Annotated in this window: 3 protein-coding genes and 1 pseudogene; all 4 read right to left on the reverse strand. The window is 75.2% G+C overall.

Annotated features, from left to right (window positions below):
• A partial coding sequence (locus HS99_RS48755) for a type I polyketide synthase (RefSeq protein ID WP_503104916.1) occupies window positions 1-5,094 on the reverse strand: 5,094 nt, incomplete at its 3' end.
• Window positions 5,071-8,430 (reverse strand): annotated as a pseudogene (locus HS99_RS48760) (type I polyketide synthase); the annotation flags it as partial. The gene HS99_RS48755 and the pseudogene HS99_RS48760, both read right to left, overlap by 24 nt.
• A 36-nt stretch (window positions 8,431-8,466) precedes the next feature.
• Window positions 8,467-18,696 carry a type I polyketide synthase gene (locus HS99_RS36830; RefSeq protein WP_050366848.1) on the reverse strand — a complete coding sequence of 3,410 codons (10,230 nt, stop codon included), beginning with the start codon at window positions 18,694-18,696 and terminating at the stop codon, window positions 8,467-8,469.
• 10 nt (window positions 18,697-18,706) lie between these two features.
• Window positions 18,707-19,837 (reverse strand): beta-ketoacyl reductase, encoded by a 1,131-nt coding sequence (locus tag HS99_RS36835; RefSeq protein ID WP_442354877.1) that lies wholly within the window; start codon window positions 19,835-19,837, stop codon window positions 18,707-18,709.
• Window positions 19,838-19,914: the final 77 nt, after the last annotated feature.

Genomic DNA, 19,914 nt, shown 5'->3' on the forward strand with positions numbered 1-19,914 from the left:
GATCAGCACGGTGCCGCGGCTCTCCCCCGGGGTCCAGCCGGCGTCCGGGGAGCCGGCCGGGGCCGGGGTGAGCCGGCGCGCGTGCACGGCGGTGGCCCGGATCGCGAGCTGGTCCTCGCCGTCGGTCGCGGCGAGCACGGCGGCCAGCCGGCGCACGGCGGCCGGGTCCGGCGCCTCGGGCAGGTCGATCAGGCCGCCCCACTGCTGGGGGTGTTCCAGGGCGGCGACCCGGCCGAGGCCCCAGACGGCGGCCTGCTCGGGCGCGGCCGGTGCCTCGGTGCGGGCCACCGCGACCGCGCCGCGGGTCAGGCACCACAGCGGGGCGGTGAGGCCGGTGTCGCGCAGGGCCTGCAGCAGGGTGAGGGTGCCGGCGGCGGGCAGGTCTGCGGCGCCGAGCGCCAGCAGGGACAGCACACCGGCGAACGGCCTTCCGGCCGTCGGCAGTTCGCGCAGCAGCGCGGCCAGCTCGGCCCGCTCGGTGGTGCGCACGGACAGGCACAGGGCCTCCGCGCCGACCGCCTCGCAGGCTGCCGCCGCCCAGGCCTCGTCGCCGCCCTCGGCCGGTGTCACGACCAGCCACGGGCCGGCCGGGCGGGCCGTCGAGCCGCCCGCCAGCTCGGGCCAGGACTCGTGGAAGCGCAGCGCGTCCAGCAGGGACTGGTCTCGGTGGTGGCGCCGCCAGGCGGACAGCGCGGGGAGGACGGATCCGAGCGCCGCGCCGTCCACGGCCAGGTCGGCTGCGAGCGCGTCCAGGTCCTCGCCCTCGACGGCCGCCCAGAACCGGGCGTCCAGCGCGTCCTCCGGCGCGGCGCCCGGCCGTCCGGCCGGAGCGTGCGTCCTGGGCCAGTAGCGCTCACGCTGGAAGGCGTAGGTGGGCAGGTCGACCCGCCGGGCGCCGGTGCCGTCGAACACCCGGGCCCAGTCGACGGTTCCGCCGACGACGTGCAGCCGGGCGAGCGCGGTCAGCAGGGTGCTCTCCTCGGCTCGGCCGCGACGGCAGGCCGGTTCCACGACGGCGCCCGGGGCGCCCGGGGCCTCGGCGAGGGTCTGGCAGACGGCCGGGGACAGCGCAGCGTCGGGGCCCAGTTCCAGGTAGTCGGTGGCACCGGCGGCGTGGAGGGTGCGGAGGCCGTCGGCGAAGCGGACGGTCTCCCGGACGTGGCGCACCCAGTAGTCCGCGTCCGTCGTGCCGGTGACCGGCTCGCCGGTCAGGTTGGAGACCAGCGGGATCGACGGCGCCTGGTAGGTCAGGCCGTCGAGGACCTGCCGGAAGTCCTCCAGCATCGGGTCCATGAGGGGTGAGTGGAAGGCGTGCGAGACCCGCAGGCGGGTCGTGCGGCGGTCGGCGAAGTGCGCTTCGATCGCCGCGACCGCTTCCTCCGTGCCTGACACAACCACCGAGGACGGGCCGTTGACGGCGGCTGTCGACACCTCGTCGTTCAGCAGCGGCCGGACCTCCTCCTCCGTCGCCTCGATCGCCAGCATCGCGCCACCCTCCGGAAGCGCCTGCATCAACCGGCCACGCGCCGCCACCAGCGCACACGCGTCCGCCAGCGAGAACACCCCCGCCACGTGCGCGGCGGCCACCTCACCGATCGAGTGACCGGCCACGAACTCCGGCCGCACGCCAAGTGATTCGACCAGCCGGAACAGCGCCACCTCCACCGCGAACAACCCCGCCTGGGCGAAGTCCGTCCGGTTCAGCAGCTCCGCGTCCTCGCCCCACACCACCTCCCGCACCGGCAGCCCGAACCCCGCGCACACCGCGTCGAAAGCCTCCGCGAACACCGGGAACCGGGCATACAACTCCCGCCCCATGCCGAGCCGTTGGGAACCCTGACCGGAGAAGAGCAGTGCCGTCCGACGCTCGCCGTCGGCGACGCCCCGGGCCACCTCGACGCCGTCCAGCAGCACCGCCCGGTTCGCGAACCGCGAGCGCCCGGTGGCCAGCGACAGGCCGATGTCCAGCGGAGAGCCCTCAACCGTCGCCGGCCCGGTCAGCTGCGCGTCCAGCGCCGCCTCCGACTTGCCCGCCAGCACCCACGGCACCACGGCCGGCACCGTCACGGGCACGGGCACCTGATCCGCGGCGGGGGCGTCGACCGACGGCGCCTCCTCGACGATCACGTGCGCATTGGTGCCGCTGATCCCGAACGCCGAGACGCCCGCCCGGCGTGGCCGGCCGGTCTGCGGCCATTCCTCCGCCCGGGTGAGCAGCCGGATGTCCCCGGCCGTCCAGTCGACGTGTGAGGACGGCGCGTCCACGTGCAGGGTGCGCGGCAGCACCCCGTGCCGCATCGCGAGCACCGCCTTGATCACGCCGGCCGCTCCCGCGGCGGCCTGGGTGTGGCCGATGTTGGACTTCAACGAGCCCAGCAGCAGCGGCCGTTCACGGTCCTGCCCGTAGGTGGCCAGCAGCGCCTGGGCCTCGATCGGGTCGCCCAGGGTGGTGCCCGTGCCGTGGCCCTCGACGAAGTCGACCTCGGCCGGCGAGAGCCGGGCGTTGGCGAGGGCCTGGCGGATGACGCGCTGCTGGGAGGGCCCGTTGGGCGCCGTCAGTCCGTTGGAGGCGCCGTCCTGGTTGACGGCCGAGCCTCGCACCACGGCGAGGACGGGGTGCCCGTTGCGGCGCGCGTCCGACAGCCGTTCCAGCACCAGCACGCCGGCGCCCTCGGACCAGCCGGTGCCGTCCGCCCCGTCGGCGAAGGCCTTGCACCGCCCGTCCGGGGCCAACCCGCCCTGCCGGGTGAAGCCGGGGAATCCCAGTGAGGAGGACATCACGGTCACGCCTCCGGCCAGAGCGAGGGTGCACTCGCCGCTGCGCAGGGACTGCGCGGCCAGGTGCATCGCCACCAGGGAGGAGGAGCAGGCGGTGTCGACGGTGACCGCCGGGCCTTCCAGCCCGAAGGTGTACGAGATCCGGCCGGAGACCACACTCGCCGCCAGGCCGGTGCTCGCGTGCCCCTCGATGTCCTCGGCGGAGTTCATGACGAGGGTCAGGTAGTCCTGGCCGCCGGTGCCGACGAACACACCGGTCCGGCTGCCGCGCAGCGCCACCGGGTCGATGCCGGCCCGCTCGACGGCCTCCCAGGAGGTCTCCAGCAGGAGCCGCTGCTGCGGGTCCATGGCGAGGGCCTCGCGCGGCGAGATCCCGAAGAACGCGGCGTCGAAGTCGGCCACTCCGTGCAGGAAGCCGCCCTTGGCGGTGGCGCTGCGCCCCCGGTCGCCGGGGCCGCCGCCGAGCAGGGTGTCGAGGTCCCAGCCCCGGTCGGTGGGGAAGTCGGATATGCCCTCGCGCCCTTCGGCGACCAGCTCCCACAGCTCCTCGGGCGTGCCGATCCCGCCGGGCAGTCGGCAGGCCATGCCGACGATCGCGATCGGGTCGTCGGTGGCGGCGGCGGGTTCGAGCGGCGGGAGTTCGGGTTCGTCCCGGCCGCCGAGCACCTCGGCGAGCAGGAGTTCCGCGATGGCCGTGGGGGTGGGGTGGTCGAAGACCAGGGTGGCGGGCAGCCGCAGGCCGGTGACGGCGGTGAGGCGGTTGCGCAGTTCCAGGGCGGTGAGGGAGTCGACGCCGAGGTCGTGGAAGTCCCGGTCGGCGGCGACGGACTGCGGTCCGGGGTGGCCGAGGACGGTGGCGGCCTCGCTGCGCACCAGGTCGAGGAGGTGGCGCAGCCGGTCGGTGCCGCGCAGCCCGTACAGGTGGGCGGCGAGGGCCGTCATGGCGGCGGCGCCCGTGCCGGTGGCGGAGGCGGTACGGCGCCCGGCGGGCAGCAGGGCGCGGAACATGGTCGGCACCTCGCCGCGCGGGCGGGCTCCGGCGGCCATCCGGCCGGTCGCCACCAGGTAGGGCTCGGCCAGGGTCATGGCGGCGTCGAGCAGGGCCAGGCCCTGCTCCTCGGTCAGCGGCGGCACCCCGGCGGAACGGATCCGCTGCAGGTCCGCATCGCTCAGCGTCCCGGTCATCCCCGCCGTGGGCACCCACGCCCCCCAGCCCAGGGACTGGGCGGGCAGGCCCTGCTGACGGCGCCACGCCGCCAACGCGTCCAGGAACACGTTCGCCGCCGCGTAGTTGCCCTGCCCCGCACTGCCCATCACCCCCGAAACCGAGGAGAACAGCACGAAAGCCCTCAGCTCCTGCCCCGCCGTCAACTCGTGCAGGTTCCACGCCGCATCCACCTTCGGCCGCAGGACAGCCGCCAGACGCTCCGGAGTCAGCCCACTGACCACACCGTCGTCCAGCACACCGGCCGCATGCACCACCCCCGTGACCGCCCGGCCCTCCAGTGCCCCGGCCAGCGCCACCCGGTCGGCCGCGTCACAGGCCAGCACCTCCACCACGGCGCCGAGTTCCCGAAGTTCCTCCACCCAGTCACCGCCACCACCCCGGCGGCTCAGCAACAGCAGATCACGCACCCCGTGCTCCACCACCAGATGCCGGGCCACCAGACGACCCAGACCACCCGTACCACCCGTGATCACCACCGTCCCCCCACCCCAACCGGAAGAGGACCCGCCCACAGCCACGGCACGCGCCAGCCGACCGACCCGGACGACGCCGTCACGTACCAGCACCTGGGACTCACCCACGGCCAGCACCGCGTCCAGCGGCACGTCACCGTCGGTGTCCACCAGCACGAAGCGGCCCGGGTTCTCCGACTCCGCCGCCCGCACCAGACCCCACACAGCCGCACCGGCCAGGTCCGAGACCCCACCCCCCGGCACCGCACCCCTGGTCACGAAGACCAGCCGAGAACCCCCGAAACGCTCCTCCGCCAACCACTCCCGCACCAGCCCGAGCGCCCACGCCGTGACCTCGTGCACCACCTCCGGAACCCGCCCGGCCGGCACGGACACCACCACCGCCTCCGGCACCTCCGCGTCGAGCTCCGCCGGCGACTCCACCCACACCGAACGGACGGCCGCCCCCGTACGGGACGGTGCCGGCACCCACTCCAGCCGCAGCAGCGACCCGCCCGCCCCAGCACCCCGCACCACCACCGGGGGCTCACCCAACGTCAGTGACTCCACCGACAGCACCGGCTCCCCGGCAGCGTCCGCCACGGCAAGCGACAACGTCTCCGCACCCGTCCGCACCAGCCGGGCCCGCACCACCGACGCCCCCGAGGCATGCAGCGACACCCCGGACCACGCCACCGGCACCAACCCACGGCCGTCCGCCCGCACCACCGCCGCCAGCAGCGCCGGATGCAGGCCGAAGCCCGCCGCCTCGGTCGGGAGCACCGCCTCGACGAAGGTCTCCTCGCCCCGCCGCCAGAGCGAACGCAGCCCCTCGAAGGCCTCGCCCAGTTCCGCCTCCTCGCGCACCGCCGCCGGATCGGCCACCACCGCCCCCTTGGGCGGCCAGACCGAGGCGTCGAAGCCGGCGGGCCGCTCGCCGCGGACGAGTGCGCCCACGGCGTGCTCCGTCCACGGCGCGTCGGGCTCGGCGTCCGTGCGGGAGAAGACCCGCACCGGGCACGCGCCGGAGCCGTCCGGCGCACCCACCTGGATCTGGACCACGACCGAGCCGTCCTCCGGCAGCACCAGCGGCTCGGTGACGGTCAGCCGCTCGACCCGGTCGCAGCCCACCTGGTCACCCGCCCGCACGGCCAGCTCCAGGTACCCGGTCGGCGGGAACACGGCCACTCCGCCCACCCGGTGGTCGCCCAGCCAGGGCTGCACCGCCAACGACAGCCGGCCCGTCAGCAGGGTGCCCTCGGCGTTCGCCAGGGCGAGGGTGGCGCCCAGCAGGGGGTGTTCGGCGGAGGCCAGTCCGGCTCCGGTCAGGTCACCGAGACGCCGGGCCGGGCGCGGCCAGTAGCGTTCGTGCTGGAAGGGGTAGGTGGGCAGGTCGACGGGCCGGGCGCCGGTGCCGTCGAACATCCGCGCCCAGTCCACCGCCACACCGGTGACGTGCAGCCGGGCGAGGGCGGTGACCAGGGCGGCCTCCTCCGACCGGTCCCGGCGCAGCAGCGGGACGGCCGGGGAGGTCGTGCCGCCCTCGTGCTCGTCGAGGTTCCGCTCGGCCAGCGCGGCGAGCACGCCGTCCGGGCCGAGTTCCAGGAAGGCCGTGGCCCCGGCCGCGCGCAGGGCGCCCAGGCCGTCGGCGAAGCGGACGGTCTCCCGGACGTGGCGCACCCAGTAGTCCGCGTCGGTCGCGCCGGTGACCAGCTCACCGGTCAGGTTGGAGACCAGCGGGATCGACGGCGCGTGGTACGTCAGACCGTTGAGGACGTCCCGGAAGTCCGCCAGCATCGGGTCCATCAGCGGCGAGTGGAAGGCGTGCGACACCCGCAGCCGGGTCGTACGGCGGTCGGCGAAGTGCGCTTCGACCACCGCGACCGCCTCCTCCGTACCCGAAACGACCACCGAGGACGGGCCGTTGACGGCGGCTATCGACACCTCGTCCTTCAGCAGCGGCCGGACCTCCTCCTCGGTGGCCTGCACCGCCAGCATCGCGCCACCCGAGGGCAGCGCCTCCATCAACCGGCCACGGGCGGCCACCAGGGTGCAGGCGTCCGCCAGCGAGAACACCCCCGCCACATGAGCCGCGGCCACCTCACCGATCGAGTGACCGGCCACGAACTCCGGCTCCACGCCCAGCGACTCCACCAGCCGGAACAGCGCCACCTCCACCGCGAACAACCCCGCCTGAGCGAAGTCCGTCCGGTTCAGCAGCCCCGAGTCCTCACCCCACACCACCTCCCGCACCGGCAGCTCGAACCCCGCGCACACCGCGTCGAAAGCCTCCGCGAACACCGGGAACCGGGCATACAACTCCCGCCCCATCCCCAACCGCTGCGACCCCTGACCCGAGAACAGGAACGCCGTCGAGCGCTCGGTCGCGGCACCCCGCGCGACCTCCACGCCGTCCACCAGCACCGCCCGGTGCCCGAACCGCGACCGGCCCGCCAACGACAGACCCACGTCCACGGGTGAACCGGCCGACCCGGCGAGCGCGGTCAGCTGTGCGTCCAGCGCGGTCTCCGACTTCGCCGACACCACCCACGGCACCACCACCGGCCCGGCGACCACGGCCGCGGGCTCCTCTTCCACGGCCTCCTCCGGCGCCTGCTCCACGATCACATGGGCATTGGTGCCGCTGATCCCGAAGGCCGAGACGCCGGCCCGGCGCGGCTGACCGGTCTCCGGCCAGTCCCGGGCCTCGGCCAGCAGCTCCACCGCCCCCGCCGACCAGTCCACCTCACCGGACGGCGCGTCCACGTGCAGGGTCCGCGGCAGCACCCCGTGCCGCATCGCCATCACCGTCTTGATCACGCCCGCGACCCCGGCGGCGGCCTGGGTGTGGCCGATGTTGGACTTCAACGAGCCCAGCAGCAGCGGCCGTTCACGGTCCTGCCCGTACGTCGCCAGCAGCGCCTGCGCCTCGATCGGGTCGCCCAGCGGCGTCCCCGTCCCGTGCCCCTCGACCGCGTCCACCTCGGCGGCGGAGAGTCCGGCAGCCGTCAGGGCGGCGCGGATGACGCGCTGCTGGGACGGCCCGTTGGGCGCGGTCAGCCCGTTGGAGGCACCGTCCTGGTTGACGGCCGAACCGCGCAGCACCGCGAGCACCGGGTGCCCGTTGCTCCGGGCGTCGGACAGCCGCTCCAGCACCAGCACGCCGGCGCCCTCGGCCCAGCCCGTTCCGTCGGCGGCGTCCGCGAAGGCCTTGCACCGCCCGTCCGGGGCCAGCCCGCCCTGCCGGCTGAAGCCCGCGAAGCTCATCGGAGTGGAGAGCACCGTCACGCCGCCCGCGAGGGCGAGGGTGCACTCGCCGGCCCGCAGCGCCTGCGAGGCCAGGTGCATCGCCACCAGGGAGGAGGAGCAGGCGGTGTCGACCGTCACCGCCGGGCCCTCCAGCCCGAAGGTGTACGACAGGCGGCCGGACAGCACGCTCGCTGTCAGGCCGGTGGTCGCGTGGCCCTCCATGTCCTCCTCTGCGTTCATGACCACACCGACGTAGTCGACGCCCGCCGTGCCGACGAAGACGCCGGTCCGGGTGCCGCGCAGGCCCGCCGGGTCGACGCCCGCCCGCTCGAACGCCTCCCAGGAGGTCTCCAGCAGGAGCCGCTGCTGCGGGTCCATCGCGAGGGCCTCGCGCGGGGAGATCCCGAAGAAGTCCGCGTCGAAGTCGGCCGCCGCGATGAATCCGCCCTCGATCGCGGCACTGCTCCCGGCGCCCTCGCCGGACAGCGCCGCCAGGTCCCAGCCGCGGTCGGCCGGGAAGGCGGTGATGCCGTCCCGCCCGTCCGCGACCAGCCGCCAGAGTTCCTCGGGGGTGGTCACCCCGCCCGGCAGACGGCAGGCCATGCCGACGACGGCGATCGGCTCGTGCCGGCCGGACTCGACTTCCAGCAGCCGTTGGCGGGTCTGGTGCAGGTCGGCCGTGACCCACTTGAGGTAGTCAACGAGCTTGCTGTCGTTCGACATGGGAGGTGGTGCCTTCCTGTGTAGAGGCAGGTGCGGTCAGCGGTCGCTGAGACGGCCGAGCTCGTTGTCGATGAAGGCGAGGACCTCGTCCGCACTCGCCGCTTCGAGTCGCTCCGCGACGCCGTCCTCGGCATTCTGGGCGTCGAGGATTCGCAATTTCTCCAGCATTCGGCGCAGCCGGAGGGACAGAGCGTCCCGGGTCGCCCGGTCGGTGTCTCCGTCCGCCAGGGCCTCGTCGAGCCGGTCGAGTTGCCCGAGCAGCGCGGCACCGTCCGCGGTGTCCCGCCGGTCCAGGAGCACACCGAGGAGGTGGGCGGCCAGGACGGCCGGGGTGGGGTGGTCGAAGACCAGGGTGGCGGGCAGCCGCAGGCCGGTGACGGCGGTGAGGCGGTTGCGCAGTTCCAGGGCGGTGAGGGAGTCGACGCCGAGGTCGTGGAAGTCCCGGTCGGCCTCAACGGACTGCGCCGAGCCGTGGCCGAGGACGGCCGCGGCCTCGGTCCGGACCAGGCCGGTGAGGTGGCGCAGCCGGTCGCCCTCGCGCAGTCCGGCCAGACGGGCCGCCAGCGCGGTGACCGTCCCGGTGCTGCCGCCTCCGGACTCGGCCACCCGGCGGGCGCCGCGGACCAGGCCGCGCAGCAGTGCGGGCACGGCGCCGGGCATCCTCGACGGGCCGGCGGCGCGGCCGATGGGGACGAGGTAGGGCTCGTCCAGGGTCATGGCGGCGTCGAGCAGGGCCAGGCCCTGCTCCTCGGTCAGCGGCGGCACCCCGGCGGAACGGATCCGCTGCAGGTCCGCATCGCTCAGCGTCCCGGTCATCCCCGCCGTGGGCACCCACGCCCCCCAGCCCAGGGACTGGGCGGGCAGGCCCTGCTGACGGCGCCACGCCGCCAACGCGTCCAGGAACACGTTCGCCGCCGCGTAGTTGCCCTGCCCCGCACTGCCCATCACCCCCGAAACCGAGGAGAACAGCACGAAAGCCCTCAGCTCCTGCCCCGCCGTCAACTCGTGCAGGTTCCACGCCGCATCCACCTTCGGCCGCAGGACAGCCGCCAGACGCTCCGGAGTCAGCCCACTGACCACACCGTCGTCCAGCACACCGGCCGCATGCACCACCCCCGTGACCGCCCGGCCCTCCAGTGCCCCGGCCAGCGCCACCCGGTCGGCCGCGTCACAGGCCAGCACCTCCACCACGGCGCCGAGTTCCCGAAGTTCCTCCACCCAGTCACCGCCACCACCCCGGCGGCTCAGCAACAGCAGATCACGCACCCCGTGCTCCACCACCAGATGCCGGGCCACCAGACGACCCAGACCACCCGTACCACCCGTGATCACCACCGTCCCCCCACCCCAACCGGAAGAGGACCCGCCCACAGCCACGGCACGCGCCAGCCGACCGACCCGCACCACACCCCGGCGGGCCACGAACTGGAAGTCACCGCCGGCCGGTTGAGCGGCGAGGACGGGCAGCGCGGCCGTGGTGTCCGCGGTGGAGCCGACGTCGAGCAGGGCGAAGCGGCCCGGGTTCTCCGACTCCGCCGCCCGCACCAGACCCCACACGGCCGCACCGGCCAGGTCCGAGACCCCACCCCCCGGCACCGCACCCCTGGTCACGAAGACCAGCCGCGAACCCCCGAAACGCTCCTCCGCCAACCACTCCCGCACCAGCCCGAGCGCCCACGCCGTGACCTCGTGCACCACCTCCGGAACCTGGCCGCCCACGACCGGCGCGAGCACGACTTCCGGCACCGCGTCCGGCACCTCGGCCAGCGAGGCCATGGGCCCGTCCAGGGTCGCCGAGCGTACCGTCCCGTCGGCCGACGAGGGCGCGTCCACCCAGTCCAGCCGCAGCAGCGCCCCGGCCGGCACCGCGTTCGCGCGGACGGCGGCCGGCTCGGCCAGGGTCAGCGACCCTGCCGACAGCACGGGGCCGCCGGCCGCGTCCATGACCTCGACCGACACGCAATCCCCACCCGTCCGGGCGACGCGCAGCCGCACCACGGCTGCGCCGGTCGCGTGCAGCGCCACCTCCCGCCAGTCCACGGGCACCAGTCGCGCACCGTCCTCGGGGCCGAGCAGACCGGCCGCCTGGACGGCGGCCTCCAGCAGCGCCGGGTGCAGCCCGTAGGGCGCCGCGTCCTCGGCCCGGCCGGGCAGGACGGCTTCGGCGAACACCTCATCGCCCCGCTGCCACACCGCGCGGAGCGTGCGGAAGGCCGGGCCGTGGTCCAGCGGGTCGTGGCAGCTCTCCGCTTCGACGGCCGATGCGTCCGCCGGGGGCCACACCGAGGTGTCGAACCCGCCGTCGCGGCCGCCGACCGCCAGGGTGCCGGTGGCGTGGCAGGTCCACGGCTCCTCCGGGGCGTCCGCCGGGCGGCCGTAGCAGCTCAGCGGGCGTGTGCCGGAATCGTCGGGCGCGCCGGCCACCAGTTGGACGGCGACGGCACCGTCCTGCGGCAGCACCAGCGGCTCGGTGACCGTCAACCGCTCGACGCGGTCGCAGCCGACCTGGTCCCCGGCCCGCAGGGCCAGCTCCAGCAGCCCGCCGGCCGGGAACGCCGCGGCTCCGCCCACCCGGTGGTCGCCCAGCCAGGGCTGTGCCGCCAGCGACAGCCGTCCCGTCAGCAGGACGCCCGCCGAATCGGCCGGGGAGACGACCGCCCCGAGCAGCGGGTGCTCGGCGGACGCCAGACCGGCGCCGGCCACGTCACCGGTGCGGGCGGCCTGCGCGGGCCAGTAGCGCTCGCGCTGGAAGGCGTAGGTCGGCAGGTCGACCCGCCGGGCGCCGGTGCCGTCGAACACCCGGGCCCAGTCCACCGGCACGCCGACGACGTGCAACCGGGCGAGGCCGGTCAGCAGGGCGACCTCCTCCGGGCGGTCCGCACGCAGCGCCGCGGCGGCGACCCGACCGGTGCCCTCGGCCTCGGCCTTGGACTCGCCCTCGCCATCGTCCTCGCGCTCACCCTGGCCGAGGGTCTGCTCGGCGAGGGCGGTGAGCACGCCACCGGGGCCCAGCTCCAGGTAGTCGGTGGCGCCGACGGCGTCCAGGGTGAGTAGGCCGTCGGCGAAGCGGACGGTCTCGCGGACGTGGCGCACCCAGTAGCCCGCGTCCGTCGTGCCGGTGACCAGTTCGCCGGTCAGGTTGGAGACCAGCGGGATCGAGGGCGCGTGGTACGTCAGGCCGTTGAGGACGTCCCGGAAGTCGTCCAGCATCGGGTCCATCAGCGCCGAGTGGAAGGCGTGCGAGACCCGCAGCCGGGTCGTGCGGCGGTCCGCGAAGCGCGCTTCGACCGCCGCGACCGCTTCCTCCGTACCCGACACGACCACCGAGGACGGCCCGTTGACGGCGGCTATGGACACCGACTCGCCCAGCAGCGGCCGAACCTCCTCCTCCGTCGCCTGCACCGCCAGCATCGCGCCGCCCTCCGGAAGCGCCTGCATCAACCGGCCACGGGCGGCGACCAGGGCGCAGGCGTCGGCCAGCGAGAACACGCCGGCCACATGCGCCGCGGCGATCTCACCGATCGAATGCCCGGCCACGAACTCCGGCCGCACACCGAGTGATCCGACCAGCCGGAACAACGCCACCTCCACCGCGAACAACCCCGCCTGGGCGAACTCCGTCCGGTTCAGCAGCTCCGCGTCCTCACCCCACACCACCTCCCGCACCGGCAGGTCCAGCTCCGCACACACCGCGTCGAAAGCCTCCGCGAACACCGGGAACCGGGCATACAACTCCCGGCCCATCCCCAACCGCTGCGACCCCTGACCGGAGAACAGCAGCGCGAGCCGCCGCTCACCGGCGACGCCCCGGGCCACCTCCACGCCGTCCAGCAGCACCGCCCGGTGCCCGAACCGCGACCGGCCCGCCAACGACAGCCCCACGTCCAGGGGCGAGCCGCCCCGCCCGGCGAGGCCCGTCAACTGTGCGTCCAGCGCCGCCCCCGAGACGCCCGAGACCACCCACGGCACCGTGCCCGGCTCGACCGACGGCCGCGTTTCCGCTTCCTCCTCCTGCGGCGTCTCCCGCGGTGCCTCCTCGACGATCACGTGCGCGTTCGTCCCGCTGATCCCGAACGAGGACACCCCCGCCCGCCGGGGCCGCTCCCCGCCAGGCCACTCCCGCGCCTCCGTCAGCAGTTCCACCGCGCCGGTCGACCAGTCGACGTGCGACGAGGGCGCGTCCACGTGCAGGGTCTTCGGCAGTACCCCCGCCCGCATCGCCTCGACGGTCTTGATCACACCCGCCACACCGGCGGCCGCCTGGGTGTGGCCGAGGTTGGACTTCACCGAGCCCAGCATCAGCGGCTGTTCACGGTCCTGCCCGTACGTCGCCAGCAACGCCTGCGCCTCGATCGGGTCGCCCAAGGCGGTGCCGGTGCCGTGCGCCTCCACGGCGTCCACGTCGGCGGCGGACAGCCCGGCGTTGGCCAGCGCCTGGCGGATCACCCGCTGCTGGGACGGCCCGTTCGGCGCGGTGAGCCCGTTCGACGCGCCGTCCTGGTTGACGGCGCTGCCTCGCAGGACCGCCAGCACGGGGTGCCCGTGGCGCCGCGCGTCCGAGAGTCGCTCCAGCACCAGCACGCCCACGCCCTCGGACCAGCCCGTGCCGTCCGCCCCGTCGGCGAAGGCCTTGCAGCGGCCGTCCGGGGCCAGCCCGCCCTGCCGGGTGAAGCCGAGGAAGCTCATCGGCGTGGACAGCACGGTCACCCCGCCGGCCAGGGCGAGGGAGCATTCGCCACTGTGCAGGGACTGCGCGGCCAGGTGCATCGCCACCAGCGAGGAGGAGCAGGCGGTGTCGATGGTGAGGGCGGGCCCCTCCAGACCGAGGCAGTACGACACCCGGCCCGAGATCACACTGTTGGCCAGCCCGGTGCTCGCGTGCCCCTCCACCTCCTCCCGTGAGTTCATCACCAGCGAGGCGTAGTCCTGTCCGGTGGTGCCGACGAAGACACCGGTCCGGCTGCCGCGCAGCGCCACCGGGTCGAGGCCGGCCCGCTCGAACGCCTCCCAGGAGGTCTCCAGCAGCAGCCGCTGCTGCGGGTCCATCGCGAGGGCCTCGCGCGGGGAGATCCCGAAGAAGCCCGCGTCGAAGTCGCCCAGTCCGGTGAGGAAGCCGCCCCGACGGGTGGCGCTGACGCCGTGACCGGTGCCGAACAGCGCGTCCAGGTCCCAGCCGCGGTCGGCCGGGAAGCCGGAGATGCCGTCGCGGCCCTCGCTCAGCAGCCGCCAGAGATCCTCGGGTGAGGCGACGCCGCCCGGGAAACGGCAGGCCATGCCGACGATCGCGACCGGTTCTCCGGCCGCGGGGGTCGTGGTGGCGGCCGGGAGCGCCGGGGCGGCGCCCCCGTCGAGGAGTTCGCCGAGGAGGTGCGCGGCGAGGGCGTGCGGAGTCGGGTGGTCGAAGACCAGGGTCGCCGGGAGCCGGATCCCGGTGACGGCGGTGAGGCGGTTGCGCAGCTCGATCGCGGTGAGGGAGTCGAACCCGAGGTCGCGGAACTCCCGCTCCGGGTCGACGGCCCGGCCGGAGGCGTGGCCGAGGACGGCGGCGGCCTCGGTACGGACCAGGTCCACGAGGTGGCGCGGCCGGTCGGCCTCGCGCAGCGCGTGCAGACGGGCGGCGAGGGCGGCGCCCGTCCCCGTGCTTCCGGCGGCGGTCCGGCGCCCGGCGGGCAGCAGGGCGCGGAACATGCTCGGCACCTCGCCGGGCGGGCGCGTTCCGGCGGCCAGCCGGCCGGTCGCCACCAGGTAGGGCTCGTCCACGGTCATGGCGGCGTCGAGCAGGGCCAGGCCCTGCTCCTCGGTCAGCGGCGGCACCCCGGCGGAACGGATCCGGTGCAGGTCCGTCTCGGAGAGCGTCCCGGTCATGCCGTCGGTTGGCGCCCAGGCGCCCCAGCCCAGGGACTGGGCGGGCAGGCCCTGCTGACGGCGCCAGGCGGCCAGGGCGTCCAGGAAGACGTTCGCCGCCGCGTAGCTGCCCTGGCCGGCGCTGCCCAGCACACCCGACACGGACGAGAACAGCACGAAGGCCTCGAGGTCCTGGCCGGCCGTCAGCTCGTGCAGGTTCCAGGCCGCGTCCACCTTGGGCCGCAGGACGGCGGTGAGCCGTTCGGACGTCAGTCCGGTGACCACGCCGTCGTCCAGCACACCGGCCGCGTGCACCACGCCGGTGATCGTCCGGCCCTCCAGTGCCCCGGCCAGCGCCTCCCGGTCGGCCGCGTCGCAGGCCAGCACCTCGACCTCGGCGCCGAGTTCCCGAAGTTCCTCCACCCAGTCACCGCCACCACCCCGGCGGCTCAGCAACAGCAGCTTCCGAACACCGTGTTCGGCCACCAGGTGCCGCGCCACCCGCCGCCCCAGGCCGCCGGTGCCGCCCGTGACGACCACCGTGCCCGGGCCCCAGCCGCCGGACGCCCCGCCGCTCGGGGTCCGGGTCAACCGGCCGACCCGGACGACGCCGTCACGTACCAGCACCTGGGACTCACCCACGGCCAGCACCGCGTCCAGCGGCACGTCACCGTCGGTGTCCACCAGCACGAAGCGGCCCGGGTTCTCCGACTCCGCCGCCCGCACCAGACCCCACACAGCCGCACCGGCCAGGTCCGAGACCCCACCCCCCGGCACCGCGCTCCTGGTCACGAAGACCAGCCGCGAACCCCCGAAACGCTCCTCCGCCAACCACTCCCGCACCAGCCCGAGCGCCCACGCCGTGACCTCGTGCACCACCTCCGGAACCCGCCCGGTCGGCACGGACACCACCACCGCCTCCGGCACCTCAGCGTCGAGCTCCGCCGGCGACTCCACCCACACCGAACGGACGGCCGCCCCCGTACGGGACGGTGCCGGCACCCACTCCAGCCGCAGCAGCGACCCGCCCGCCCCAGCACCCCGCACCACCACCGGGGGCTCACCCAACGTCAGTGACTCCACCGACAGCACCGGCTCCCCGGCAGCGTCCGCCACGGCGAGCGACAACGTCTCCGCCCCCGTCCGCACCAGCCGGGCCCGCACCACCGACGCCCCCGAGGCATGCAGCGACACCCCGGACCACGCCACCGGCACCAACCCACGGCCGTCCGCCCGCACCACCGACGCCAGCAGCGCTGGATGCAGGCCGAAGCCACTCACCTCGGTCGGGAGCACCGCCTCGACGAAGGTCTCCTCGCCCCGCCGCCAGACGCCCTCGCCCTGCGGTGCCGTGCCGGCCGGCGGCCAGACCGTGGCGTCGAAGTCGGCGGTGCGCGCTCCGGTGGTCAGCAGCCCGGTGGCGTGTTCGGTCCACGGCTCGTCCAGGGGGCCGTCGGGGCGCGAGTAGAACGTCACCGCCCGGGCGCCGGTCCCGTCCGGCGCGCCCGCGCGGATCTGGACCATCGTGCCGTCGCCGGTGCCCAGGGGCAGCGGGCTGGTGACGGTGAGCCGCTCGACCCGGTCGCAGCCGACGTGGTCGCCGACCCGGAGTGCCAGCTCCAGGAACCCGGCGGCCGGGAAGACGTCCGCGTCACTGTCCCAGGCCACCGTGCCGGGCGAGAGCCGTCCGGTGAACACCACGCTGTCCGTGCCGGCCAGCGGCACCGCCGCGCCGAGCAGCGGGTGGTCCGCCGCAAGCAGTCCGGCGGCGACGACGTCCCCGGTGAGGCTGCCCGGGGCGGGCCAGTAGCGCTCGTGCTGGAAGGGGTAGGTGGGCAGGTCGACGGGCCGGGCGCCGGTGCCGCCGAACAGCCGTGCCCAGTCCACCGGCACACCGGCGACGTGCAGCCGGGCCAGACCGGTGACCAGCGCGGTCTCTTCCGGCCGGTCCCGGCGCAGCAGCGGGACGGCCGGAGCGGCGGCCTCCTGGGCGAGGGCCGACAGGACGCCGTCCGGGCCGAGCTCGACGAAGGCGGTGGCCCCGGCCGCACGCAGGGCGCGCAGACCGTTGGCGAAGCGGACGGTCTCCCGGACGTGGCGCACCCAGTAGTCCGCGTCGGTCGCGCCGGTGACCAGCTCACCGGTCAGGTTGGAGACGAGGGGGATCGAGGGCTCGCTGTACGTCAGCCCGTTGAGGACCTGCCGGAATTCGTCCAGCATCGGGTCCATCAGCGGCGAGTGGAAGGCGTGCGACACCCGCAGCCGGGTCGTACGGCGGTCGGCGAAGTGCGCCTCGACCACCGCGACGGCGTCGTCCGCGCCCGAAACGACCACCGAGGACGGCCCGTTCACGGCGGCTATCGACACCTCGCCGTTCAGCAGCGGCCGCATTTCCTCCTCGGTGGCCTGCACCGCCAGCATCGCGCCACCCGAGGGCAGCGCCTCCATCAACCGGCCACGGGCGGCCACCAGGGTGCAGGCGTCCGCCAGCGAGAACACCCCCGCCACATGAGCCGCGGCCACCTCACCGATCGAGTGACCGGCCACGAACTCCGGCTCCACGCCCAGCGACTCCACCAGCCGGAACAGCGCCACCTCCACCGCGAACAACCCCGCCTGAGCGAAGTCCGTCCGGTTCAGCAGCCCCGAGTCCTCACCCCACACCACCTCCCGCACCGGCAGCCCGAACCCCGCGCACACCGCGTCGAAAGCCTCCGCGAACACCGGGAACCGGGCATACAACTCCCGCCCCATCCCCAACCGCTGCGACCCCTGACCCGAGAACAGGAACGCCGTCGAGCGCTCGGTCGCGGCACCCCGCGCGACCTCCACGCCGTCCACCAGCACCGCCCGGTGCCCGAACCGCGACCGGCCCGCCAACGACAGACCCACGTCCACGGGTGAACCGCCCACCGTGGCCAGCCGGGCGAGCTGGGCGCTCAAAGCGGCCTCGGACTTCGCCGACACCACCCACGGCACCGCGCCCGGCTCGACCGACGGCCGCCCCTCCGCTTCCTCCTCCTGCGGCGCCTCCCGCGGTGCCTCCTCGACGATCACGTGCGCGTTCGTCCCGCTGATCCCGAACGAGGAAACCCCCGCCCGCCGGGGCCGCTCCCCGCCCGGCCACTCCCGCGCCTCCGTCAGCAGCCGTACGTCGCCCACCGACCAGTCCACCCGCGCGGACGGCCGCTCCGCGTGCAGGGTCTTCGGCAGCACCCCGTGCCGCATCGCCATCACCGTCTTGATCACACCCGCGACCCCGGCTGCCGCCTGGGCGTGGCCCAGGTTCGACTTGACCGAGCCGAGCCAGAGCGGCCGGCCGGCCTCCCGTCCTCGCCCGTAGGTGGCCAGCAGCGCCTGGGCCTCGATCGGGTCGCCGAGCGGCGTGCCCGTCCCGTGCCCCTCGACCGCGTCCACCTCGGCGGCGGACAGCCCGGCGTTGGCCAGCGCCTGGCGGATCACACGCTGTTGGGACGGCCCGTTCGGCGCGGTGAACCCGTTGGAGGCGCCGTCCTGGTTGACCGCCGAGCCCCGGACCACGGCCAGCACCCGGTGCCCGTTGCTCCGGGCGTCCGAGAGCCGCTCCAGCACCAGCACGCCCACGCCCTCCGACCAGCCGGTGCCGTCCGCCCCGTCCGCGAAGGCCTTGCACCGCCCGTCCGGGGCCAGCCCGCCCTGCCGGCTGAACTCCAGCAGTGCTCCCGGGGTCGACATCACGTTGACTCCGCCCGCCACCGCCAGCGTGCACTCGCCCGCCCGCAGCGCCTGGACCGCCCAGTGCAGGGCGACCAGCGAGGAGGAGCAGGCGGTGTCCACGGTCACCGACGGGCCCTCCAGCCCGAGGGTGTAGGACAGCCGGCCGGACAGCGCGGAGGCGGCGATGCCGGTGCCGATGTCGCCGGTGGCGTCGGCCAGCGAGCGCACCAGCAGATAGGCGTAGTCCTGGCCGTTGGTGCCCAGGAACACCCCGGTGCGGCTGCCGCGCAGGGCCGTCGGGTCGAGGCCGGCCCGCTCGAACGCCTCCCAGGAGGTCTCCAGCAGGAGCCGCTGCTGGGGGTCGGTGGTGACGGCCTCGCGCGGGGAGATCCCGAAGAAGTCCGCGTCGAAGCCGGACACCGCGTCGAGGAAGCCCCCGCGCCGGGAGACCCGGGTGCCGCGCTCGTCGACGCCGGTGTCACGCAGGGCGCCGAGGTCCCAGCCGCGGTCCTCCGGGTAGTCCCCGGTGGCGTCGGCGCCGCTCGCCACCAGGTCCCAGAGGTCCTCGGGCGAACCGATCCCGCCGGGGTAGCGGCAGCCCATGCCGATCACGGCGACGGGTTCGGTGGCTGCGGCCAGCAGCCGGCGGTTCTGCTGCCGCAGCCGTTCGGACTCCTTCAGCGAGGACCGGAGAGCGGCGACTACCTTGTCGTGGGGCGTGGTCATGGGAGCTCCGTCAGTCCTGGGCGTGGTCGGGGTCGTTGCGCAGGGCGGCCTGCACCAGGTCGTCCAGGTCCATCGCGTCGATGGCGTCGTCGTCCTCGGCGTCCTCGGCGGCCCCGCCGTCCGCGGCGCCGTCGGCGAGCTTCAGCAGCTCGTCCAGCACCCCGCTGCGCCGGAGCCGGTCCAGCGGGACGGACTCGAGGAGGGCCCGCAGGCGGTCCCGCTCGGGTTCGGCGTCCCTGCTGTCCTGGCCGGGTCCGGTGAGCAGCAGGCCGAGCAGGTGCTCGGCGAGCTCGCTCGGGCTCGGGTGGTCGAAGACCAGCGTCGGGGAGAGGTCGAGGCCGGTGGCGGCGCCGAGCCGGTTGCGCAGTTCGACGGCGCCGAGGGAGTCGAAGCCGAGGTCCCGGAAGGCCTTGTCCGGGCCGACCGCCTCGATACCGGGCAGTCCGAGCACCTCGGCGGCCCGGCCGCGGACCAGTCCGAGCACGGTGGCGGCGCGGCGCGCCGGGGGCAGTCCGGCGAGTTCGGCGCGCAGTTCGCGGCCGTTCCCGGTGTCGCCGCCGGGGCCCTGGGGCTCGGCGTAGCCGGGCAGCTGGGCGAGCAGACGACTCGGCCGGACGGCGGTGAAGGCGCGCACGAAGCGCTCCGGGTCGACGTCGGCCACCAGGGTGGTCGGGGCGTCGTCCAGGACGGTCCGGCGCAGCGCGCTGACCGCGGCGGCCGGGTCGAGCGGCCGGATGCCGGTGCGGCGGGCGGCCTCGGCGGCCCGGGTGTCGGCGGCCATGCCGCCGCCGCCCCAGGCGCCCCAGGCGATCGAGGTGGCCGCCCGCCCGTGGGCGCGGCGGCGCTCGGCGAGGGCGTCGAGGAGGGCGTTGGCGGCCGCGTAGTTACCCTGGCCCGGGTTGCCGACGGCGGCCGAGGCGGAGGAGAACAGGGCGAAGACGGCCAGGTCCTGGTCGGCGGTCAGTTCGTCGAGCAGCAGCGCCGAGGCGGCCTTGGCCCGGTGGACGGCGGTGAAGCGGTCCGGGTCGAGGCCGTCGATCACGCCGTCGTCGAGGACGCCGGCGGCGTGGACGACGGCGCTGAGCGGCTGGTCGGCGGGCACCGCGGCCAGGACGGCGGCGAGCGCCTCCCGGTCGGCCACGTCGCAGGCCGTGATGGTGACGGTGGCGCCGGCGGCGGTGAGGTCCTCGCGGAGTCCGGCCGCGCCGGGGGCGTCGG

Origin of the sequence: Kitasatospora aureofaciens (genome assembly GCF_001188955.3) — a bacterium.
GTDB lineage: Bacteria > Actinomycetota > Actinomycetes > Streptomycetales > Streptomycetaceae > Kitasatospora > Kitasatospora aureofaciens.